Origin of the sequence: Buttiauxella gaviniae ATCC 51604 (assembly GCF_001654835.1) — a bacterium.
Lineage (GTDB): Bacteria > Pseudomonadota > Gammaproteobacteria > Enterobacterales > Enterobacteriaceae > Buttiauxella > Buttiauxella gaviniae.
The window spans coordinates 112271-133029 of the sequence record NZ_LXEP01000029.1 but is presented as its reverse complement, the minus strand read 5'-3'; the positions used below and the strand labels follow the sequence as shown (position 1 = coordinate 133029).

Annotated in this window: 22 protein-coding genes; 10 read left to right on the top strand and 12 right to left on the bottom strand. The window is 50.7% G+C overall.

Annotation, left to right across the window (positions count from 1 at the left end):
• Nucleotides 1-2: 2 nt before the first annotated feature.
• Entirely contained in the window at nucleotides 3-890 is an 888-nt protein-coding gene (cyoE, locus tag M977_RS15510; protein ID WP_064516621.1) for a heme o synthase, read from the top strand.
• Between the two features lie 147 nt (nucleotides 891-1037).
• The gene (locus M977_RS15505; RefSeq protein WP_064516619.1) at nucleotides 1038-2402 is read left to right on the top strand and encodes an MFS transporter; all 1365 of its coding nucleotides are present in this window, start codon (nucleotides 1038-1040) and stop codon (nucleotides 2400-2402) included.
• A gap of 14 nt (nucleotides 2403-2416) precedes the next feature.
• Here the strand turns inward: M977_RS15505 and M977_RS15500 are convergent, their stop codons facing one another.
• Nucleotides 2417-2908, bottom strand: a complete 492-nt coding sequence (locus tag M977_RS15500) for a YajQ family cyclic di-GMP-binding protein (protein WP_064516617.1) — start codon at nucleotides 2906-2908, stop codon at nucleotides 2417-2419.
• A 127-nt stretch (nucleotides 2909-3035) separates the two neighbouring features.
• On the opposite strand from M977_RS15500, the gene panE reads away from it, so the two are divergent.
• Together panE and yajL are read left to right on the top strand one after the other, a co-directional pair.
• A complete protein-coding gene (gene panE / locus M977_RS15495; RefSeq protein ID WP_064516615.1) occupies nucleotides 3036-3950 on the top strand; it encodes a 2-dehydropantoate 2-reductase in 915 nt (304 codons plus the stop codon).
• The gene (yajL, locus tag M977_RS15490; RefSeq protein WP_064516613.1) at nucleotides 3910-4506 is read left to right on the top strand and encodes a protein deglycase YajL; all 597 of its coding nucleotides are present in this window, start codon (nucleotides 3910-3912) and stop codon (nucleotides 4504-4506) included. The genes panE and yajL overlap by 41 nt, the downstream gene beginning before the upstream one ends.
• An 85-nt stretch (nucleotides 4507-4591) precedes the next feature.
• On the opposite strand, the gene thiI is transcribed toward yajL, so the two are convergent.
• Nucleotides 4592-6040 carry a tRNA uracil 4-sulfurtransferase ThiI gene (thiI, locus tag M977_RS15485; RefSeq protein WP_064516610.1) on the bottom strand — a complete coding sequence of 483 codons (1449 nt, stop codon included), beginning with the start codon at nucleotides 6038-6040 and terminating at the stop codon, nucleotides 4592-4594.
• A gap of 206 nt (nucleotides 6041-6246) precedes the next feature.
• On the opposite strand from thiI, the gene xseB reads away from it, so the two are divergent.
• From xseB to M977_RS15465, 4 genes are all read left to right on the top strand, one after another.
• Nucleotides 6247-6489: an exodeoxyribonuclease VII small subunit gene (gene xseB / locus M977_RS15480; protein WP_034493701.1), complete on the top strand. Its 243-nt coding sequence runs from the start codon at nucleotides 6247-6249 to the stop codon at nucleotides 6487-6489.
• Nucleotides 6490-7389, top strand: coding sequence for a (2E,6E)-farnesyl diphosphate synthase (gene ispA, locus M977_RS15475; protein ID WP_064516608.1), 900 nt, complete (start codon nucleotides 6490-6492; stop codon nucleotides 7387-7389). It abuts the gene before it with no gap.
• A gap of 71 nt (nucleotides 7390-7460) precedes the next feature.
• On the top strand, nucleotides 7461-9323 hold the full coding sequence (gene dxs / locus M977_RS15470; RefSeq protein ID WP_064516606.1) for a 1-deoxy-D-xylulose-5-phosphate synthase: 1863 nt from the start codon (nucleotides 7461-7463) through the stop codon (nucleotides 9321-9323).
• A gap of 55 nt (nucleotides 9324-9378) precedes the next feature.
• Nucleotides 9379-10353 (top strand): aldo/keto reductase, encoded by a 975-nt coding sequence (locus tag M977_RS15465; RefSeq protein WP_064516605.1) that lies wholly within the window; start codon nucleotides 9379-9381, stop codon nucleotides 10351-10353.
• Nucleotides 10354-10404: 51 nt separating this feature from the next.
• On the opposite strand, the gene pgpA is transcribed toward M977_RS15465, so the two are convergent.
• The 6 genes from pgpA to nrdR form a co-directional block, all read right to left on the bottom strand.
• The gene (gene pgpA, locus M977_RS15460) at nucleotides 10405-10911 is read right to left on the bottom strand and encodes a phosphatidylglycerophosphatase A (RefSeq protein ID WP_064516602.1); all 507 of its coding nucleotides are present in this window, start codon (nucleotides 10909-10911) and stop codon (nucleotides 10405-10407) included.
• The gene (gene thiL / locus M977_RS15455) at nucleotides 10898-11875 is read right to left on the bottom strand and encodes a thiamine-phosphate kinase (RefSeq protein WP_064516600.1); all 978 of its coding nucleotides are present in this window, start codon (nucleotides 11873-11875) and stop codon (nucleotides 10898-10900) included. Before thiL ends, pgpA begins: the two co-directional genes overlap by 14 nt.
• A 168-nt stretch (nucleotides 11876-12043) precedes the next feature.
• Entirely contained in the window at nucleotides 12044-12463 is a 420-nt protein-coding gene (gene nusB / locus M977_RS15450) for a transcription antitermination factor NusB (protein WP_034457944.1), read from the bottom strand.
• Between the two features lie 20 nt (nucleotides 12464-12483).
• Nucleotides 12484-12954 (bottom strand): 6,7-dimethyl-8-ribityllumazine synthase, encoded by a 471-nt coding sequence (gene ribH, locus M977_RS15445; RefSeq protein ID WP_034457942.1) that lies wholly within the window; start codon nucleotides 12952-12954, stop codon nucleotides 12484-12486.
• A gap of 79 nt (nucleotides 12955-13033) precedes the next feature.
• Nucleotides 13034-14149, bottom strand: a complete 1116-nt coding sequence (gene ribD / locus M977_RS15440) for a bifunctional diaminohydroxyphosphoribosylaminopyrimidine deaminase/5-amino-6-(5-phosphoribosylamino)uracil reductase RibD (protein ID WP_064516758.1) — start codon at nucleotides 14147-14149, stop codon at nucleotides 13034-13036.
• A 5-nt stretch (nucleotides 14150-14154) separates the two neighbouring features.
• Complete coding sequence (gene nrdR, locus M977_RS15435; protein ID WP_064516598.1) at nucleotides 14155-14604, bottom strand: transcriptional regulator NrdR; 450 nt, start codon at nucleotides 14602-14604, stop codon at nucleotides 14155-14157.
• A 151-nt stretch (nucleotides 14605-14755) separates the two neighbouring features.
• Here nrdR and M977_RS15430 point away from each other — a divergent pair, with 151 nt between their 5' ends.
• Both M977_RS15430 and M977_RS15425 read left to right on the top strand, forming a co-directional pair.
• Nucleotides 14756-15319: a SadB/YajI family lipoprotein gene (locus M977_RS15430; protein ID WP_064516596.1), complete on the top strand. Its 564-nt coding sequence runs from the start codon at nucleotides 14756-14758 to the stop codon at nucleotides 15317-15319.
• A 377-nt stretch (nucleotides 15320-15696) separates the two neighbouring features.
• Entirely contained in the window at nucleotides 15697-16581 is an 885-nt protein-coding gene (locus M977_RS15425; RefSeq protein WP_064516594.1) for a nucleoside-specific channel-forming protein Tsx, read from the top strand.
• 31 nt (nucleotides 16582-16612) lie between these two features.
• On the opposite strand, the gene M977_RS15420 is transcribed toward M977_RS15425, so the two are convergent.
• The 4 genes from M977_RS15420 to secD form a co-directional block, all read right to left on the bottom strand.
• The gene (locus M977_RS15420) at nucleotides 16613-17332 is read right to left on the bottom strand and encodes a helix-turn-helix transcriptional regulator (protein WP_064516592.1); all 720 of its coding nucleotides are present in this window, start codon (nucleotides 17330-17332) and stop codon (nucleotides 16613-16615) included.
• Nucleotides 17333-17403: 71 nt separating this feature from the next.
• Nucleotides 17404-17769: a VOC family protein gene (locus tag M977_RS15415; RefSeq protein WP_064516591.1), complete on the bottom strand. Its 366-nt coding sequence runs from the start codon at nucleotides 17767-17769 to the stop codon at nucleotides 17404-17406.
• Between the two features lie 141 nt (nucleotides 17770-17910).
• Nucleotides 17911-18882: a protein translocase subunit SecF gene (secF, locus tag M977_RS15410; RefSeq protein WP_064516589.1), complete on the bottom strand. Its 972-nt coding sequence runs from the start codon at nucleotides 18880-18882 to the stop codon at nucleotides 17911-17913.
• A gap of 10 nt (nucleotides 18883-18892) precedes the next feature.
• The gene (gene secD / locus M977_RS15405; RefSeq protein ID WP_074392041.1) at nucleotides 18893-20740 is read right to left on the bottom strand and encodes a protein translocase subunit SecD; all 1848 of its coding nucleotides are present in this window, start codon (nucleotides 20738-20740) and stop codon (nucleotides 18893-18895) included.
• Nucleotides 20741-20759: the final 19 nt, after the last annotated feature.

Here is a 20759-nt window from a genome sequence, read left to right as displayed (position 1 = left end):
ATATGATGAAGCGGTACCTACAAGTAACTAAACCAGGAATTATTTTCGGCAATTTAATTTCTGTCATTGGCGGATTTTTACTGGCCTCAAAGGGCAGTATTGATTATTCCCTGTTTATATCCACCCTTGTTGGGGTGTCGTTGGTCGTGGCGTCGGGTTGTGTCTATAACAACTTCATTGACCGCGACATCGACCGCAAGATGGAGAGAACCAAGAACAGGGTTCTGGTCAAAGGCCTGATTGCGCCGAAAACCTCGCTGGTATACGCCACCTTGTTGGGTATTGCTGGCTTCATGCTCCTGTGGTTTGGTGCTAACCCGCTGGCCATGTGGTTAGGTGTGATGGGCTTTGTGGTTTATGTCGGCGTTTATAGCCTGTACATGAAGCGCCACTCCGTCTACGGCACCTTAATTGGCAGCCTGTCAGGTGCTGCACCGCCGGTTATTGGTTACTGCGCTGTAACCAATGAATTTGATGCCGGTGCTTTAATCCTGCTGGCTATCTTTAGCCTGTGGCAGATGCCGCACTCGTACGCGATTGCTATCTTCCGCTTTAAAGATTACCAGGCCGCCAACATTCCGGTGTTGCCGGTGGTTAAAGGGATTTCAGTCGCGAAAAACCACATCACGGTTTATATCATCGCTTTTGCTGTCGCAACGTTGATGCTGTCGCTGGGTGGTTATGCCGGATGGAAATATCTGGTTGTAGCTGCCGCCGTCAGTGTCTGGTGGTTGGGCATGGCATTACGTGGTTATAAAGTGGAAGACGATAAAGTCTGGGCGCGCAAATTGTTCGTCTTTTCAATCGTTGCTATCACCTCATTAAGCGTGATGATGTCGGTCGATTTCATGGTGCCAGATTCACAAAATCTTATGACTTACGTCTGGTAAGTTATGAACCTCATAAAAGGGCGCAATTGCGCCCTTTTTTATTAATGCCATCAAGCATTCCACATTGTAATATTTATTAAACAACCAGCCATTTACCCTCCCCTGCCCACGCACTACACTAAGGCCTGCTTTTTATCTGAGGTGGTAATGAACGATTACAAAATGACGCCCGTCGAGTTACGTGCGACGTGGGGTTTAGGCACGGTATTTTCACTGCGCATGCTCGGCATGTTTATGGTGCTACCGGTTCTTACTACTTACGGAATGGCGCTACAGGGTGCCAGTGAAGCGCTAATTGGTATTGCCATCGGCATCTATGGCCTTGCTCAAGCTATCTTCCAGATTCCTTTTGGTCTGCTTTCCGACCGCATTGGCCGCAAACCACTAATTATCGGCGGCTTGCTGATTTTCGTGCTTGGTAGCGTAATAGCAGCGCTGTCTGACTCTATCTGGGGCGTTATTCTTGGCCGTGCATTGCAAGGCTCAGGTGCAATTGCTGCGGCTGTAATGGCACTGCTTTCGGATTTAACCCGCGAACAGAATCGTACCAAAGCTATGGCTTTTATCGGCGTGAGCTTCGGCGTCACCTTTGCCATCGCCATGGTACTTGGCCCAATCATCACCCATAGCCTCGGCTTAAACGCACTGTTCTGGATGATTGCCGTATTGGCAAGTTGCGGCATTTTAATCACCCTCTGGGTAGTACCAAACACCAAAAGTCATGTGTTGAACCGTGAGTCCGGCATGGTGAAAGGCTGCTTTAGCAAAGTGCTGGCCGAACCAAAACTACTGAAGCTGAACTTCGGCATCATGTGCCTGCACATCATGCTGATGTCGACGTTTGTCGCACTCCCAGGTCAACTCGAGCAGGCTGGATTCCCGGCGTCTGAGCACTGGAAAGTTTACCTTTGCACTATGCTGATAGCTTTTGCTTCGGTGGTGCCATTTATCATTTATGCGGAAGTAAAACGCCGTATGAAACGCGTATTTGTCGGCTGTGTTGCATTACTGCTTATCGCTGAAATTGTTCTGTGGGGTTCCGGCCCGCACTTCTGGGAACTGGTGTTGGGTGTCCAATTGTTCTTCCTCGCCTTTAACCTAATGGAAGCTATTTTACCGTCGCTTATCAGCAAGGAATCTCCGGCAGGTTACAAAGGCACGGCGATGGGGATTTATTCCACCAGCCAGTTTTTAGGCGTAGCCATTGGCGGTTCACTGGGCGGATGGATTGACGGATTATTTGATTCACAGACGGTATTCTTGATGGGCGCATTGCTGGCAATGGTGTGGCTACTGGTAAGTAGCACTATGACTGAGCCGCCGTATGTGGCAAGCCTGCGAATTGAACTACCGGAAGATGTAACCGCAGACGAATCACTAAAACAGCGTTTGCTGGCTCAACATGGTGTGAGTGACGTGAATATTATCGCGCAGGAACGCAGCGCCTACGTGAAGATAGACAGTAAGCTAACGAATCGATTTGAGATTGAACAGTTGGTGAAAGGGGCGTAAAGCCCCTTTAAAAATCAGTCGCGGAAGTTTTTAAACTGGAACGGTTGCCCCAAATCACCACCACGAACCAGCGCCATTGCGGCCTGTAAATCGTCGCGAGATTTGCCGGTTACACGCAGCTCTTCGCCCTGAATCTGCACCTGAACTTTTGTTTTGCTGTCTTTAATCAGCTTCACAATTTTCTTGGCGATAGTCGATTCAATGCCCTGCTTGAGCTTCGCTTCAACGCTCCAGGTTTTACCGCTGTGCACGAACTCTTCCGGCACATCAATTGAAGCCCCTTCGATACCGCGCTTAAGCAGCTTGGCACGAAGAATATCCAACAGTTGGTTGACCTGGAAGTCAGACTCGCTGGCAACTTTGATGGACTGATTTTTCTCATTCAGTTCAAATGTTGCCGGCACATTACGGAAGTCAAAACGAGTAGCAACCTCACGTTCCGCGTTTTCAATCGCGTTACGCACTTCCTGGATATCAATTTCAGACACAATGTCAAAAGATGGCATGCTTTCTTCTCCCTCTCTTTTTGTTGCGTTGCATAATACCTGCTGGGTCGCGCAAAACAACCCGTTAAAGCAGGAGAGAGCCCTGTATAATATAGATTAAGCAAAACATCTGCTGCCAGGAGGCAAAATGAAAATCACCGTGCTAGGTTGCGGTGCGCTCGGCCAACTCTGGCTGGCATCGCTTTTTAAGCAAGGACATGAAGTCCAGGGATGGTTGCGCGTGCCGCAACCTTTTTGCCATGTCAATCTGGTTGAAACCGATGGTAGCGTGTTCAACCAAACGCTTATCGCCAACGATCCTGATTTTCTCGCCAACAGTGATTTGTTGCTGGTGACACTTAAAGCATGGCAGGTTTCTGGCGCTGTAAAAGTCCTGGTGGGAAGACTACCGGCAAACAGCCCAATTCTGCTGCTCCACAACGGTATGGGGACGCTCGAAGAGTTACGCAGCATACATCAACCCATTTTACTGGGCGTCACCACACACGCCGCACGCCGCGACGGTAACGTGATTATTCACGTCGCCAATGGCATAACGCATATTGGGCCAGGAAACGCGGCGGGCCACAATTTCAGCTATCTCGCCGATACCCTGCACAATGTGTTGCCCGAAATAGCCTGGCACGACAACATCCTGCCTGCCAGTTGGAAGAAGCTGGCGGTAAATTGCGTGATTAACCCTCTCACCGCACTCTACAATTGCCCGAATGGTGATTTACGCCAGCATCAAAATGAAGTCAGCGATATTTGCCACGAAGTCGCTATGGTAATGGAACGCGAAGGCCACCATACGACGCCTGAAGACTTAATTTATTATGTCGGCGAAGTTATCGAAAGCACAGCGGAAAACATCTCGTCGATGCTTCAGGATGTGCGGGTCGAACGCCACACCGAGATTGATTACATTACTGGTTATTTACTGCAACGCGCGCGCGCCCATGGCCTTTCAGTGCCTGTGAACAGCCGCTTGTATGAGCAAATAAAGCGTAAGGAGAATGAATATGAGCGCTCGAGCACTGGTTTGTCTGGCTCCTGGGACTGAAGAGACCGAAGCCGTCACCACTATCGATCTTCTGGTCCGTGGCGGTATTAGCGTTACCACAGCAAGCGTTGCCAGCGATGGGGATCTGACGATTACCTGCTCGCGTGGGGTAAAACTGCTGGCTGACGCGCCGCTGGTTGAAGTGGCGGACGGTGAGTTCGATATCATCGTGTTGCCGGGCGGCTTAAAAGGTGCGGAATGTTTCCGCGACAGCCCACTACTGGTTGAAACCGTGCGCCAATTCCATCTTTCAGGCCGCATTGTGGCCGCGATTTGTGCCGCAGCGGGTACGGTATTGGTTCCGCATGAGCTTTTCCCGATTGCAAATATGACTGGCTTTCCAGGGCTGAAAGAGACGATTCCCGAAGCTCAGTGGCAGGATAAGCGTATTGTGTGGGATCCGCGCGTCAACCTGTTAACCAGCCAGGGGCCCGGTACAGCCATTGATTTTGCGCTGAAGATTATCGACTTGCTGGTGAGCCGTGAAAAAGCCCATGAGGTGTCACAGCAATTGGTATTGGCAGCGGGAATTTATAGCTACAGGGATTATCAGTAAACGTGTTGTCGGATGTCGCTTTGGCTAATCCGACCTACGTGAAGCAGTTATTGAGCGGGTATGCAGAACGCAACCCGCCAACTGATTAAGCGCGATAAACCTTCACGTTCTCAAAACCTTGCTCACGCAGATACAGCGCCTGCAAACGACTCATCACACCGCGGTCGCACCACAGCAAATAGTTTTTGCTCTGATCCAAATCGCCAAATGCAGTGCTCAGCTTGTAGAACGGCATTGATGCCACTTCCACACCTTCTGGTTTGAATGGCTTATCGTCCTGCTCGTCGATAGAACGGATATCCAGCAGCACGTCATTCGGGCCAAATGCATCAACGGTTTCAACTTCCGTAACGACTTCTTTGCTCTGATTGGCGATTTCACGGATATCGATGTTGCTGGCTTCTTCAATCACGCGATCGAGGATGGAGAAGTCAAAGTTGGCTTCTTCAGCTTCAATCTTCGCTTTCACCGCTTTAACGGTTGGGCTCTTCGAGATAACACCGCAGTATTCCGGCATGGTACGCGCAAAGTCGGCAGTACCAATTTCACGAGCCAGATCGATGATGTGCTCTTTATCGTGAGAGATAAGCGGGCGCAGAATCAACGTATCAGAAACATTATCGATTAAACGCAAGTTGGTCAGCGTCTGGCTGGAAACCTGGCCCAGCGCCTCGCCGGTTACCAGTGCCTGCACGCCGTAGCGTTCAGCAACACGGGACGCAGCACGCACAAACATACGCTTAAGCACCACGCCCATCTGGCCGTCTTCGACTTTCTCGAGGATTTCGCCAACAACAGGTTCAAAGTTGATCGCCACAAAGCGCACACGGTGGGAGCTGCCAAAACGGTTCCACAGATAGTGAGCAACCTGTTTAACGCCGATTTCGTGCGCAGCACCACCGAGGTTAAAGAAGCAATAGTGCACGCGGCAACCGCGACGCATCAGCATGTAGCTGGAAACGCCGGAGTCGAAACCGCCGGAGATCAAAGACAGCACATCTTCTTGCGTGCCAATCGGGAAACCGCCGATGCCTTCATAGCGGCCTTTAACCAGCAGCAGGCGATCGTTTTCGATTTCCAGATTAACGGTAACTTCTGGTTTAGTCAGTTTTACGCGCGCAGATTCAATGTGTTGATTCAGGCCGCCACCAACATAACGTTCAACTTCAATTGAGCTGAACTCATGTTTACCACGACGTTTTACACGCACGCAGAAGGTTTTGCCTTCCAGTTGATCGCGATAAAGCTCCAGCGCCTGTTCGAAGATATTGTGCAAGTCGGTAAACGGCACATCTTCAACTTCCAGAATGTGGTGAATACCGGGAATGCGGGTCAACGCTTCACGAATGGCGATGCGCTGATTTTCATCTTTAGCGCGAACTTCAATGTTGTCCCAGTGGCGAACAACCGCCAGATCTTCATCGTAGTGTTTTAAAACGTTGCGAATGTTCCCGGTGAGCATCTTAATAAAGCGTATGCGCACAGATTGACTCTTGATGGTGATTTCCGGGAACAATTTAATGATAAACTTCATGGCGGCTTAGATTCGTTGATGAGCCAGGCATAATATGAATCATGCGGGCTGGAAGACTTAAAGAACTGCAACGGCGAGTTGCCGCTGCATCCGAGGCGCGCAAGTATATCACTAACCTCTGCTAACCAACATGCTCATGGTTACTTGCTTGTCAGTTTCCGCTACCATTGCAGAGTCGCAAAAATTATTAGAGTCAGACATTCACTATGCCGAAAAAAACCGAAGTCCCAGCCAGTTTTGAAACTGCGCTTGTGGAGCTTGAGCAGATTGTTACTCGTCTGGAGAGCGGAGATTTAGCGCTCGAAGAGGCGTTAAATGAATTTGAGCGTGGGGTGCAGCTTGCACGCCAGGGTCAGGTGAAACTGCAACAAGCAGAACAACGCGTACAAATCCTGCTAAACGATAGCGAAGACGCCCCACTCAAGCCTTTTACCCCGGATAACGAGTAAATGGATTTTAACCATCAGTTGCAGGCCCACGCCGAGCGGGCCAACGATGCGCTGCTGCGTTTTCTGGCACCGCTACCGTTTCAGAACACTCCTCTGGTTGAGGCTATGCACTATGGCGCACTATTTGGTGGCAAGAGACTGCGCCCTTTCCTGGTTTATGCAACCGGGGAAATGTTCGGCATAGCGCAAGAGACGCTGGATGCACCTGCTGCGGCAATCGAATGTATCCATGCTTATTCATTGATTCACGATGATTTACCCGCCATGGATGACGACGATTTGCGTCGTGGGCAACCGACTTGTCACATCAAATTCGGTGAAGCCAGTGCCATTTTGGCAGGAGATGCCCTACAAACGTTGGCGTTTTCTATACTAAGTGATGCACCAATGGCGGGCGTGGCGATTGCAGACCGGCTGGCGATGGTAAAAGAACTCGCAACTGCCAGTGGCGTGGCTGGAATGTGTGGCGGCCAGGCGCTTGATCTGGAAGCAGAAGGTAAGCATGTTGACCTGCAAAGCCTTGAGCGCATTCATCGCCATAAAACAGGGGCGTTAATTCGTGCCGCTGTTCGTCTGGGTGCATTAAGCGCAGGTGATGCAGGCCGTAACGCCCTGCCGTTGCTTGACCGTTATGCTGAAAGCATCGGGCTGGCATTCCAGGTTCAGGACGATATCCTCGACGTTATTGGTGATACCGCGACACTGGGTAAACGCCAGGGCGCCGACCAGCATCTGGGTAAAAGTACCTATCCGGCCTTGTTGGGGCTTGAAAATGCCAAAGCTAAAGCTTGGGATCTCTACCAGGATTCTCTCAGGGCGCTGGAAGGCCTGGCTCGCCAGTCGTTAGACACTACCGCACTGGAAGCGTTAGCGAGCTATATAATCCAACGTGATAAATAATTATTAACTACCCTTTGGCATTCAGGCGCAGGCTTGAAGGATGAAGGGTAAACACCACGATGAGTTTCTTAATGAGTTTTGATATTGCCAAATACCCGACCCTCGCACTGGTGGAATCAGCCCCTGAGCTACGCCTGTTGCCAAAAGAGAGCTTACCGAAACTTTGTGACGAGCTGCGTCGTTACCTGCTCGATAGCGTAAGCCGTTCCAGCGGGCACTTTGCCTCTGGCCTTGGCACGGTAGAACTGACCGTGGCGCTTCACTATGTGTATAACACCCCGTTTGACCAGTTAATCTGGGATGTCGGTCATCAGGCTTATCCGCATAAAATCATTACTGGCCGTCGTGACAAAATTGGCACTATCCGCCAGAAAGGTGGCTTGCATCCCTTCCCATGGCGCGCCGAGAGCGAATATGACGTATTGAGCGTGGGCCACTCGTCCACCTCAATCAGTGCGGGAATTGGTATCGCAGTAGCCGCTGGCAAAGAAGGCAAAGAGCGTCGCACCGTTTGCGTCATTGGCGATGGCGCAATCACCGCAGGTATGGCGTTTGAAGCGATGAACCATGCGGGTGACATTCGCCCAAATATGCTGGTCATTCTTAACGACAACGAAATGTCGATTTCTGAGAATGTCGGTGCGCTAAACAACCACCTCGCGCAACTGCTTTCGGGCAAACTCTACTCTTCGCTGCGTGAAGGCGGGAAAAAAGTGTTCTCCGGCGTACCGCCGATTAAAGAGCTGCTCAAACGTACCGAAGAGCACCTGAAAGGTATGGTGGTTCCGGGAACGTTGTTTGAAGAGCTAGGCTTTAACTATATTGGCCCGGTTGACGGGCATGATGTTGTTGGCCTGGTGAATACGCTGAAGAACATGCGTGACCTGAACGGGCCGCAGTTCCTGCACATCATGACCAAAAAAGGTCGTGGCTACGCGCCTGCTGAAAAAGACCCGATTAGCTTCCACGCAGTGCCTAAATTTGACCCGCAAAGCGGCACGCTGCCGAAAGCGGCGGGCGGCCTGCCGAGCTATTCGAAAATCTTCGGTAACTGGTTATGCGAAACCGCAGCCAAAGACGACAAACTGATGGCTGTCACGCCTGCAATGCGCGAAGGCTCCGGTATGGTGGAGTTTTCACGCCAGTATCCGTCGCAATATTTTGATGTCGCGATTGCCGAACAGCACGCAGTTACATTTGCTGCTGGCCTCGCCATTGGCGGTTACAAACCGGTTGTCGCCATTTACTCGACCTTCCTGCAACGCGCATACGATCAGGTGATTCACGACGTCGCCATCCAGAAGTTGCCGGTGTTATTTGCCATCGACCGTGCGGGCATTGTTGGCGCTGATGGCCAAACCCATCAGGGCGCGTTCGACATCTCCTTCCTGCGCTGCATTCCGGAAATGGTCATCATGACACCGAGTGATGAAAACGAATGCCGCCAGATGCTGCACACCGGTTATCACTACAACGCAGGCCCATCGGCGGTGCGTTATCCGCGAGGTAATGGTACTGGCGCTGAATTACAGCCGCTGGAGTCGCTGCCAATCGGTAAAGGTGTGAAGAAACGCGCTGGTGAGAAAGTCGCGCTGCTGAACTTCGGCACGCTGTTGCCGGAAGCGGAAGCCGTTGCCCAATCACTGAACGCAACGCTGGTCGATATGCGTTTTGTGAAGCCGCTTGATGAAGCGCTGATTCTGGAACTGGCTGCCAACCACGAATCACTGGTGACAATAGAAGAGAATGCGGTCATGGGTGGTGCTGGGAGTGGCGTCAACGAAGTGCTGATGGCCAACCGTAAAGTGGTTCCGGTGCTGAATATTGGCCTGCCGGATTACTTTATTCCGCAAGGCACTCAGGAAGAAGCGCGTGCCGCCATTGGGCTTGATGCTCAAGGCATGGAAACGAAGATCCGCGACTGGCTTAAATAATCCCCTGCTCCACTCCTGCTATGCTTAAAGGAACCTGAATAGTTGGAGTGGAAGTATGCAATACAACACGTTAGGAAAAACAGACCTCAAAGTTTCCCGCCTTTGCCTGGGTTGCATGACCTTTGGTGAGCCAGACCGTGGCAAACACGCCTGGACACTTCCTGAAGAGAGCAGCCGCCTCATCATCAAACACGCCATCGATAACGGCATTAATTTCTTTGATACCGCCAATAGCTATTCCGACGGTAGCAGCGAAGAGATTGTCGGGCGTGCTCTTAAAGACTTCATGCGCCGCGAAGATGCCGTACTGGCTACCAAGGTTTACCATCAGGTCGGCGATTTGGCTGAAGGCTTGTCACGAGCACAAATTATGCGTTCGATTGATGACAGCTTGCGCCGCCTGGGAACCGATTATGTCGATCTGCTGCAAATCCACCGCTGGGACTACAACACGCCTGTTGAAGAGACGCTTGAAGCGCTAAACGATGTGGTGAAAGCGGGTAAAGCACGTTATATCGGCGCGTCGTCCATGCACAGCTCCCAGTTTGCGCAAGCGCTGGCATTGCAGGATCAACATGGCTGGGCGCGTTTCGTCACCATGCAGGATCACTACAATCTGATCTATCGTGAAGAAGAACTCGATATGCTGCCGCTGTGCTACGAACAGGGGATCGCCGTAATCCCATGGAGCCCGCTTGCACGCGGCAAGTTGACTCGCCCATGGGGTGATACCACCGCGCGCTCGGTGTCTGATGAGTTTGGTAAAACGCTGTACGAAGGGAGCCGGGATAACGATGCGCTGATTGCTGAACGTCTGGCGAATGTCGCGGATGATAAAGGTGTGTCACGTGCGCAAGTCGCGCTGGCATGGCTGCTGAGTAAGCCGGGGATTGCCGCGCCGATTATTGGTACGTCGCGTGAGCACCAACTGGATGATTTACTGGGTGCGGTGGATTTAACGCTGAAACCTGAAGAGATTGCCGAGCTGGAAACGGTATACGAACCGCATGAAAAGGTAGGATTCAAGTAACTGTTCAATGCCCTTACACTCTCCATCAGGAGAGTGTAAGGGTTGTTTAAATCAGAACAAGCCAATCGGCCAGTGGTGACCAATCACATAGATTATTCCCGCGGAGAACACCCCGGCGACAATGTCATCCACCATGATCCCCATACCTCCATGCACGTTACGGTCAAACCAACGGATTGGCCACGGCTTCCAAATATCGAGAATTCGGAATACCAAAAAGCCTGCGGCAACCCAGCGCCAGTCGTTGATTGGCAGCGCCATCAGCGTAATCCACATGCCGATGAATTCATCCCACACTATACTGCCGTGGTCATGAACCCCCATATCACGTGCGGTCTGGTGGCACAGATAAACACCAATACAAATACCAAGCATGATGACCATGGAATAGAGCTGCCATGGCAAAAATGTCATCAGATACCAGAATGGGATCGCTGCAAGCGACCCCACGGTACCCGGCATTATTGGACTTAAGCCACTGCCAAAACCAGTGGCAAGCAAATGCCAGGGATTGCTGAGTTTGAGACGGCTTTTAGCCACATCTTTAGCGCGAGGCAAAGTGATCGTATCCTTTTAAATCCAGCGTAACCGGTTTGCCATTTTGCAAGAACTGCAGCCCTTCAGACTCAGGCGCAACCTGGCCGATGCAAGTAAATGGAATCCCAAGATTGCCAATAGCGACATCCAGGGCGCCACGATTGAGTTCCGGCACGGTAAAGCACAGCTCGTAATCTTCTCCGCCAGAAAGCGCCCATTGCAACCCGAGTTCAGCGCTGACGTTAGTTTTCAAGGCGGTCGAATATGGCAGAGCATCGAGATCTATGCGCGCTCCACATCCGCTTGCTTTAAGGATATGACCTAAATCAGAGATTAGCCCGTCAGAGAGGTCAATTGCGCTGCTGGCGAGATCACGCAAGGCCTGCCCGTGCAGCACGCGAGGAGTTGGGCGCAAATGGCGCTTTTTAAGATATGCAGCTTGCGCGGGATCTTTAACCTCTAAGCGATCCTGCAAAATGGCCAGGCCAGCTGCGCTGTCGCCCGGCGTACCCGTGACGTAGATCCAGTCACCTGGCCGCGCGCCACTTCGTTTAAGCGCACGCCCCACCGGCACGAGACCATGAATACCCAGCGTCATTGCGAGCGGACCACGTGTGGTATCACCGCCGATCAGCTGCATATCGTAGTATTCGAGTTGTTCAAACAGACTATCGCTGAAGGCTTCAAGCCAGCTTTCATCGACTTCAGGAAGGGTAATAGCCAGCGTCAGCCAGGCCGGATCGGCGCCCATAGCAGCCAAATCGCTTAGATTAACAGCCAGAGCTTTGTAGCCCAAATCGCGAGGATCGATATCCGGCAGGAAGTGGATGCCTGAGACTAGCGTATCAGTGCTTATCGCTAAAAGTTGCTTCTCGGCTACCGTCAGCAATGCACAATCATCGCCGATTCCGGTTTCCACATCGCGACGGGAACTGCTTACGCGATCAAAATAACGGGCAATTAAGGAAAACTCACCGCATGCCATTCGTTACGCCTCTGAATATACCCATCATTCTGCAAGCTGCAGGGGTGTTCGCTGCAACTTGAATGCTAACGGATATAGAATAAAAAAAGGCCGGGTATTCAGTATTCTTTAGGCTACAGCGTTGTTAGCTGTAGCTCAAAAACTCATGAATAATCACCGGCCAGAAGATTACTTTTTGCGGGGGCGAATCTGTGGAGCAGCTTTATCAAGCACACCATTGACGAACTTGTGGCTGTCTTCAGCACCGAAGGTTTTCGCAAGATCAATGGCTTCGTTGATTGCCACTTTGTATGGCACGTCATCACGTTTAGCCAATTCAAACAGTGCAATACGCAGAACCGCTTTTTCTACCTGACCCAACTCTTCGAGCTGGCGAGACAGGTAAGGCTTCATTAGCCCATCCAGATACGCGCTGTTAGTAGCCACCCCGACCAACAGTTCGCGGAAGTAGTTAACGTCAACGTCTTTGACGTCCTGTTCAGCCAGGAACTGGTATTCGACATCAGCGATGTCATTTCGAGATAACTGCCAGGAGTATAGCGCCTGAACGGCACACTCACGGGCACGGCGACGAGCAGCAGGTTTCACAGATTTCCCCTTACAAAAAATCAGGCCTTGATGGCTTTCAATACATTAATCATTTCAAGCGCGGTCAGTGCAGCTTCTGCACCCTTGTTACCGGCTTTTGTGCCAGCGCGTTCGATGGCTTGTTCAATACTTTCGGTGGTCAGCACGCCAAAGGCGACTGGAATACCACTTTCCTGCGCAACATGTGCCAGGCCATTGCTGGCACCACCAGCAACATATTCAAAGTGAGCTGTGCCGCCACGGATAACCGTACCCAGCGCAATCACCGCGTCATAATTACCGGTTTTTGCCAGTGCATCTGCCGCCAGTGGCAACTCGTAAGCACCCGGAACCCAGACCACGGTGATATTTTCATCTTTAACCTGGCCAATACGTTTCAGGGCGTCAAGCGCACCATCCAGCAGGCTGTCATTGATGAAGTTGTTAAAACGCGCGATGGTGATGGCGACGCGAGCGTCTGGAGTAGCAACGGCTGCTTCAATGATGTTCATATTCTTCCTTTACGGTTCTGTTTAGCCCCGTTAGGGGGGCGGATTTTATCATAAACTTTTCGTGCCCGCTTACGTTTTACTAGCGACTGTATCGCGGCGTTAAATGCAGGCACAAATCAGGGCCGACCTGACGGACTTCACTAAAGCTAAATTCTGGCGCATCGGCTAATTTTTCAAGCCCTGGCAGGTTACATAAGCCACGTGCGTCGTTACCTAATAATTTCGGTGCTACATACACAATCAACTCATCAACCAGACCAGCTTGAAGTAGCGCCCCACCAAGTGTTGCGCCCGCTTCCACCCAAATGGAATTCACCTGGCGTTTGCCCAGTAGCATCATCATGACGACCAAATCGAGATGACCGTTATGCTCTGGCACGATAAATTGCTCAACACCATTAGGCCATATTTGCTCATCTGCTTTACAACGTGCAAGCCAGGTTTCACCTGCCTGAGCGATAATTTTGTGGTGCGGCGTCACGAGATTTCCACGATCGAGAATAATGCGCGTTGGCTGGCGTAAGTTTTCTTCGGCGTAAACGGCCTGAGTCGCGCTGTCTAATTCATTCCAACGCACAGTTAAAGACGGATCGTCAGCCAACACCGTTGCACTGCTGCTTAGAATAGCTCCACTTTGCGCACGCAAGCGCTGCACATCACGGCGTGACTCAGGCGAAGTGATCCACTGACTTTCACCACTTGCCATCGCGGTGCGCCCGTCCAGCGACGCGCCAAGTTTAAGTTGGATATATGGGAAGCCAGTGCGCATACGTTTCAGGAAGCCACGGTTAATGACCTCAGCTTCGTTCATCATCAAACCATGGCTGACTTCAATGCCCGCTTCTTTCAGGCGGTACAAACCACGCCCGGCAACTTGTGGATTCGGGTCTTGCATCGCGGCAACCACACGCGAAACACCAGCCGCAATTAACGCATCGCAGCACGGAGGTGTGCGACCGTGATGACTGCATGGCTCCAGCGTGACATACGCCGTAGCACCTTGTGCTTTGTCACCCGCCATACGCAACGCGTGAACTTCTGCATGAGGTTCGCCCGCACGAAAGTGGAAACCTTCACCAACAATTTCGCCATCTTTAGCAATCACGCAGCCAACATTGGGGTTTGGCATAGTAGTAAAACGGCCACGCTTTGCCAATTGCAGCGCGCGAGCCATAAACTTTTCATCAAGCGACATCAGCATTAATCCTGTAAACGGGCAATTTCTTCGCCAAACTCGCGGATATCTTCAAAGCTGCGATAAACCGAAGCAAAGCGGATATACGCCACTTTATCGAGTTTCTTAAGCTGTTCCATTACCAGATTGCCGATCATTTTGCTTGGTACTTCACGCTCGCCTGTGCCACGCAATTGGGATTTGATGTGGTTTACTGCCATTTCAACGTCGTCAGAGCTCACTGGGCGTTTTTCCAGTGCTTTTAGAATACCGCTACGTAGCTTGTCTTCATTAAACGGTTCGCGAACATCATTACTTTTCACGACGCGTGGCATCACTAGTTCCGCCACTTCAAAAGTTGTGAAGCGTTCATGACAAACCAGGCACTGGCGGCGACGACGCACGGATGACCCTTCGCCGACAAGCCGGGAATCAATCACTTTGGTGTCTACTGCGAAACAGAATGGGCAATGCATGGCGCGTCCTGAAGGATTATTCAAATGAACAATAGTTTACCGCGAAGTAGCGGGAGTACAAAGGTAACGCCACATCATCCCAACAAATATGACTTTTCATTAGCGACAAGCTACGCTTAAATCAGGACAAAACCTCAAGGAAAAATTAGCGATGACAAAGAGTTACCTAAGAATACTCCTGGTTAGCAGCCTGGTGAGCCTCAGCGCCTGCGCGCAACAAACTGAAGTTCATCAAATGAAGAGTGAAGTGGGTTCACTGAATAAAGAAATGACAAAGCTCACTGACCAGACAATCAAGCTGACGCAACAAAATGCGCTGAATGCGAAATCAACTACTGGCGTCTACTTGTTACCAGGTTCTAAAACTCCGGCACGCCTGAATAGTCAGTTAGGTAATTTGCAAATGTCGCTGAGCAGCATGACTCCAGAAGCAAATGGCAGCCGTATGATGCTCGTTATCAAAGGCGAGTCCAACGATCCTCTGCCCGCTTTTACCGGCAAAGTAGAATGGGGACAAATTCAGGGCACTACGGATAACTACCAGGAAGTGAACGTCCAGTCACAGCAATTCAGTGCTCCTGCGAGCGTGCTGGCACCGAGCGATGTCAGTATCCCGTTGTTGCTTTCAGGACTTTCGCCTGAACAATTAGGTTTTGTGAGAATTCACGATATACAACCAGTCGACCCTTCGCAGGCACTACCAGCCCAACAATAGATAATTGCCCTCGCGCTTGCGGGGGTAACCCTCAGTAACATCTGCGTTTTTTGTTACAACTAAACAAATGAAACACGATCAGCACCTTTCACTTCAAAGAATAAATCTAGTGATCTTAATCACATATACCTGTAACAACGGACCATCTATTTGCTTAAATTTCAGAAGCAGGTAAAATCTCGCCCGTTTTTAATGTGCGCAATTGAGAACGCAATCGATTACGTACTTAACGATAATGTGAAATGAAACATATTTTTGTGAGCAGGGATTTCTATAATAGGCGCGTCAATAAAAAGCCAAGTTAATGGTTGATGACCTTAGGTGATAAAACACCTCCTGCCCTCACGGGATCCATGTAAAAAACAGTGGCATATAAAATGAAAAAAATTATTTTGGCGGCTAGCACCGTCCTGGCGCTTTCAAGCTCTTTCACGGCTCAGGCTGAAGAAACAAAAAATACCGAATATCTTTCTGATTGGTGGCACCAAAGCGTTAACGTTGTGGGCAGCTACCACACCCGTTTCGGACCACAAATCCGTAACGATACCTACCTGGAATATGAAGCTTTCGCTAAGAAAGACTGGTTCGACTTCTATGGTTACATGGATGCGCCAGTATTCTTCGGTGGTAACACTGATGCGAAAGGTATCTGGAACCACGGTTCTCCACTGTTTATGGAAATCGAACCGCGTTTCTCTATCGACAAACTGACTGGCACTGACCTGAGCTTCGGTCCGTTCAAAGAATGGTATGTTGCAAACAACTATATCTACGATATGGGTCGCAACAAAGATGGCCGCCAGAGCACCTGGTACATGGGTCTGGGTACCGACATCGACACTGGCCTGCCAATGAGCCTGTCCATGAACGTGTACGCGAAATACCAATGGCAGAACTATGGCGCATCCAACGAAAACGAGTGGGATGGCTACCGCTTCAAAGTGAAATACTTTGTACCGATTACTTCCCTGTGGGGCGGTAACCTGAGCTACATCGGTTTCACCAACTTCGACTGGGGCTCAGACCTGGGCGATGACAACTTCATGGATAACAACGGCAAGCATGCTCGTACCAGTGATTCCATCGCATCCAGCCACATCCTGTCTCTGAACTACGATCACTTCCACTATGCAGTTGTTGCCCGTTACTGGCACAACGGTGGCCAGTGGAATGACGATGCAAGCCTGAACTTCGGTAACGGTGATTTCAGCGTTCGCTCTACCGGTTGGGGTGGTTACTTAGTGGTTGGTTACAACTTCTAATAGCTGTCTGAATCCTTAAAAAGCCGATCCGCTATTTGCCGGTCGGCTTTTTTGTTTCTGGAAGACAGCCTTCATTTTCCTGCAACTGAATAAAATGATTTAAAGAATGGTCGGGCCGCTCCGAAAAATGCAGCCCCGTGGGGGCCACAGACAAACAGCGATCCAGGCGAAAACTGCGGTAATCTTCACGCGTTTCACACCAAGCTACCAGCAGCCAGACTTCTCCCCAAAATGTCAGCCCAAGCGGGTGTATATTGCGGCTCGACACTTTCCCCTTATGATCTTCATAGTCGATGCGCAGTACCTGAAGCTGGCCAATTGCGCGATGAAAAACATCAAACCACGTTTTGACCTGCGGATATTTATTAAAATCAGGCGAAAGGATGCGGCAGCGCTCCGCAACCGCCCGTCGCTGTGGGGTGAGTACACCAAGCAGCTTTTCTTCTGCCGTTCCGGCAGCCTGCGCCAGCATTTCACCGCTCCATGTTTGCAGCAGACGAATCGCGGCCACGAGCGCTTCCACTTCGTTCGCCGTAAACATCAGCGGTGGCAAATCATAGCCCGGTAATAATCGGTAGCCGCAGCCAGCCTCACCTTCAATGGGAACACCGGAAAGTGAAAGGTCGCGGATATCGCGATAAATGGTGCGTTCAGAAACCTCAAGGCGTTCGGCAAGTAACGCTGCCGTGGAAATACGACGCCCACGCAGGATCTGGACGATTTGAAAAAGGCGGTCTGCTCTTCGGCTCATGGCGTTATTTCAAAAGAGTAATGCCTGCCAGAATGTCCGGCAGGCGTTTGTCATTCAGTATATACCGGGAGTCAAACCGGTTGATGTAACCCGACACGATTCCCTTCACTGTCGACGATAAGCGCAAAAGTCCCAATGTCATCCGGGAGTTCTTGCGGGCCGAATACGCATTCGCCTCCGGCTTTAACCACACGCTCAAGCATGGCGGCTAAATCAGGTGCATGCAGATAAACAACGGTTCCCTGTGCAGCAGGTTTAAACGCATCGGATTTCAATAGTGCCCCGCCGGGATTCGGCTTGGTATGCGGGAAGATAGCCATCTCCATGCCAGACATACTTTCGCGGCGAAATTCAGTCGCAAAAACCGCTTCATAAAAAGCTGTTGCTCGTTCCAGATCCTGTACCGGAATTTCAAACCAGTTGATGATGGTGTCCATGTGTTTGCTCCTCATTGATAGGGTTCATCGAAGAGTCTAACGAGCCCCTCCTGACAGCATACTGTCAGGAGACTTTTATCCAGGCGAAAAAAAACCGCAGCACAATGGCTGCGGTTTTAGCTTTCAGCGAAACCTTAAAGATTAAGGCAGAATCGACGGTTGATCCGCGCCTTCTTTCTCTACTTTCTGCTGCAACATGTGCTCACGCTTCATGCCCAGTTTCAACGCCAGTGCAGACGCCACGTAGATAGAAGAAACAGTACCGATAGAAACACCGATAAGCATGGTCAGTGAGAAGCCTTTCAGCATCGCCCCACCGAACAGATACAGCATCAGAATCACAACCAACGTAGTACCGGATGTAATCAACGTACGATGCAGAGTCTGCGTCAAAGAAACGTTGAAGATTTCGTAAGGCGTTCCGCGACGAATCTTACGGAAGTTTTCACGAATACGGTCAGATACTACGATACTGTCATTCAGTGAGTAGCCGATAACCGACATCAACGACGCGACGATGGTTAAGTCTATCTCAATATGGAATAGCGACAGTACGCCCAAAGTTATGATCACGTCGTGCATCAGTGCGATAACCACACCAGCCGCCAGACGCCACTCAAAGCGGAATCCAACATATACCAGGATGGAAAGCAGCGCGGCAAGCAGTGCCAGAGCACCGTTTTGAGCAAGATCAGCACCCACACTCGGGCCAACAAACTCAATACGCTTTATTCCGGCATTTTGACTGGTTGCTTCGTTAATTACGCTAACGACTTTGCTACCCAACACCTGCCCACCGGTTTCCCCTTTGGCAGGTGGCATACGTACCATAATGTCACGGCTGCTACCGAAGTTCTGCACCAGCGGATCAGCAAAGCCCGCTTTCTGCAACGCTTCACGCATTTGGTCTAAATCCGCTGGTTTTTCCAGCGAGATTTCGATAACCGTACCACCGGTGAAATCCAGACCCCAGTTAAAACCTTTCACGCCGATAATGGCGAGAGAAAGGATTAGCAGGAACCCGGAGATACCGAAAGCCCAGAAATCCCAGCGCATAAAGTCATGGACTCTACGGCCGTAATTCAATTGTTCAACAGTATATTCCTGTGCCACAACGCACTCCTCAGATAGACAGCTTGTTGATGCGTTTGCCGCCGTACAACAGGTTTACGATGGCACGGGTACCGACGATTGCGGTAAACATGGACGTCGCCACACCAATACCGGTTGTGATCGCAAAGCCTTTAATTGCCCCGGTGCCTACGGCATACAGGATGATGACCTTGATAAGCGTCGTGATATTGGCATCGAAAATAGAGCTGAACGCGCCCTGGTAGCCCTCGTGGATAGCCTGTTGTACCGAACGTCCGTTACTAAGTTCTTCCTTAATACGTTCGTTTATCAGTACGTTGGCATCGACGGCGACGGCAAGGGTTAACACGATCCCCGCAATCCCTGGCATGGTAAGCGTTGCCCCTGGCAGCAGGGACATAATCCCAACAATCATTACCAGGTTAACCAACAGTGCAGAGGTCGCAATCAGGCCAAATTTCTTATAGAAGAACAGCATAAAGAGGATTGAAACGGCCAGACCTGCCAGACACGCTTCCAGACCTTGCTTGATGTTTTCCATACCCAAAGTTGGGCCGATGGTACGCTCTTCAACAATCTGAATTGGCGCAATCAATGCACCCGCACGCAACAGCAGAGAAAGCTGGCGAGCTTCATTTGGATTGCTGATACCTGTGATACGGAAGCTGTTACCCAGACGCGACTGAATGTTCGCCACGTTAATAACTTCTTCTTGCTTCGCCAGAATCGCACGACCAGTAGCATCTTTCTTACCACTGTCTTTGTACTCCACAAAAAGAGTTGCCATCGGTTTTCCGATGTTGTCCTTAGTGAAGTTAGACATGATGTTACCGCCAGCGCTATCGAGTGAAATATTCACCTGGGCCTGGTTGTATTCATCGGTGCTGGAAGTGGAGTCGGTGATATGGTCACCGGTCAGAATCACACGTTTGTACAGGACAACCGGTTGACCTTCACGGGTATCTTTCACTTCGGAATCACCCGGTACACGGCCAGAAGCCGCAGCGGAAGCATCCACGTTAGTGTTGACCAAACGGAATTCAAGCGTTGCAGTCGCGCCAAGAATCTCTTTCGCACGCGCAGTATCTTGAATACCTGGCAGTTCAACAACAATACGATCCGCACCCTGACGCTGTACCAATGGTTCAGCAACACCCAATTGGTTTACACGGTTACGCAGAATATTGATGTTCTGTTGAACGGCATACTCACGCGCTTCACTCAGGCGAGCATCTGTCATTACAGCACGCATTGCGTTGCTGCCTTGAGCAGAAATCACCAGATCACGATGGCGTGGAGTTAAATAGGAGATAGCTTGATCACGCGTTTGGCTGTCACGGAAAACAACATTGACGCCATAGTTATCGGCTTTACGCACGTTTGTGTACGCAATGCTCTTATCGCGAAGATCGCTACGCAGGTTATCAATGGTTTGTTCCTGCAACTTGCTCAGCGCGGTATCCATGTCCACTTCCATCAGGAAGTGCACGCCACCACGTAGATCCAGACCGAGTTTCATCGGTTCTGCGGAAATAGCGGATAACCAGCGAGGAGTCGCCGCAGCTAAGTTAAGTGCCACAACGTATTTATCGCCAAGGACGCTCATCAGAGCCTCACGAGCACGAAGCTGCGTATCAGTGGTGTCAAAGCGTGCAAGAATCGCACCCTCTTCCAGGGCCACAGACTTAGCGGGGATTTTTTCTGCGTTTAAGGTGTTCTGGACCTGGATCAGCGTTTGCTCACTGGCGGCGACGCCGCGCGCGCCAGTGATCTGAACTGCCGGATCCTCACCATATAGGTTGGGAAGTGCGTATAGCAGACCGACGATAAACACGACGATCAGCATGATGTACTTCCACAAAGGATAGCGGTTTAGCACGGTAGTTCCCTTAGGGAAA

Coding starts and splice junctions, on each gene's coding strand:
- thiL (WP_064516600.1), bottom strand. CDS start 11,875: ATGGCATGCGGTGAGTTTTCCTTAATTGCCCGTTATTTTGATCGCGTA.
- M977_RS15430 (WP_064516596.1), top strand. CDS start 14,756: ATGACAAAGAGTTACCTAAGAATACTCCTGGTTAGCAGCCTGGTGAGC.
- M977_RS15415 (WP_064516591.1), bottom strand. CDS start 17,769: ATGGACACCATCATCAACTGGTTTGAAATTCCGGTACAGGATCTGGAA.
- M977_RS15505 (WP_064516619.1), top strand. CDS start 1,038: ATGAACGATTACAAAATGACGCCCGTCGAGTTACGTGCGACGTGGGGT.
- yajL (WP_064516613.1), top strand. CDS start 3,910: ATGAGCGCTCGAGCACTGGTTTGTCTGGCTCCTGGGACTGAAGAGACC.
- M977_RS15420 (WP_064516592.1), bottom strand. CDS start 17,332: ATGAGCCGAAGAGCAGACCGCCTTTTTCAAATCGTCCAGATCCTGCGT.
- panE (WP_064516615.1), top strand. CDS start 3,036: ATGAAAATCACCGTGCTAGGTTGCGGTGCGCTCGGCCAACTCTGGCTG.
- M977_RS15425 (WP_064516594.1), top strand. CDS start 15,697: ATGAAAAAAATTATTTTGGCGGCTAGCACCGTCCTGGCGCTTTCAAGC.
- nrdR (WP_064516598.1), bottom strand. CDS start 14,604: ATGCATTGCCCATTCTGTTTCGCAGTAGACACCAAAGTGATTGATTCC.
- ribH (WP_034457942.1), bottom strand. CDS start 12,954: ATGAACATCATTGAAGCAGCCGTTGCTACTCCAGACGCTCGCGTCGCC.
- ribD (WP_064516758.1), bottom strand. CDS start 14,149: ATGTCGCTTGATGAAAAGTTTATGGCTCGCGCGCTGCAATTGGCAAAG.
- xseB (WP_034493701.1), top strand. CDS start 6,247: ATGCCGAAAAAAACCGAAGTCCCAGCCAGTTTTGAAACTGCGCTTGTG.
- M977_RS15465 (WP_064516605.1), top strand. CDS start 9,379: ATGCAATACAACACGTTAGGAAAAACAGACCTCAAAGTTTCCCGCCTT.
- ispA (WP_064516608.1), top strand. CDS start 6,490: ATGGATTTTAACCATCAGTTGCAGGCCCACGCCGAGCGGGCCAACGAT.
- cyoE (WP_064516621.1), top strand. CDS start 3: ATGATGAAGCGGTACCTACAAGTAACTAAACCAGGAATTATTTTCGGC.
- thiI (WP_064516610.1), bottom strand. CDS start 6,040: ATGAAGTTTATCATTAAATTGTTCCCGGAAATCACCATCAAGAGTCAA.
- M977_RS15500 (WP_064516617.1), bottom strand. CDS start 2,908: ATGCCATCTTTTGACATTGTGTCTGAAATTGATATCCAGGAAGTGCGT.
- dxs (WP_064516606.1), top strand. CDS start 7,461: ATGAGTTTTGATATTGCCAAATACCCGACCCTCGCACTGGTGGAATCA.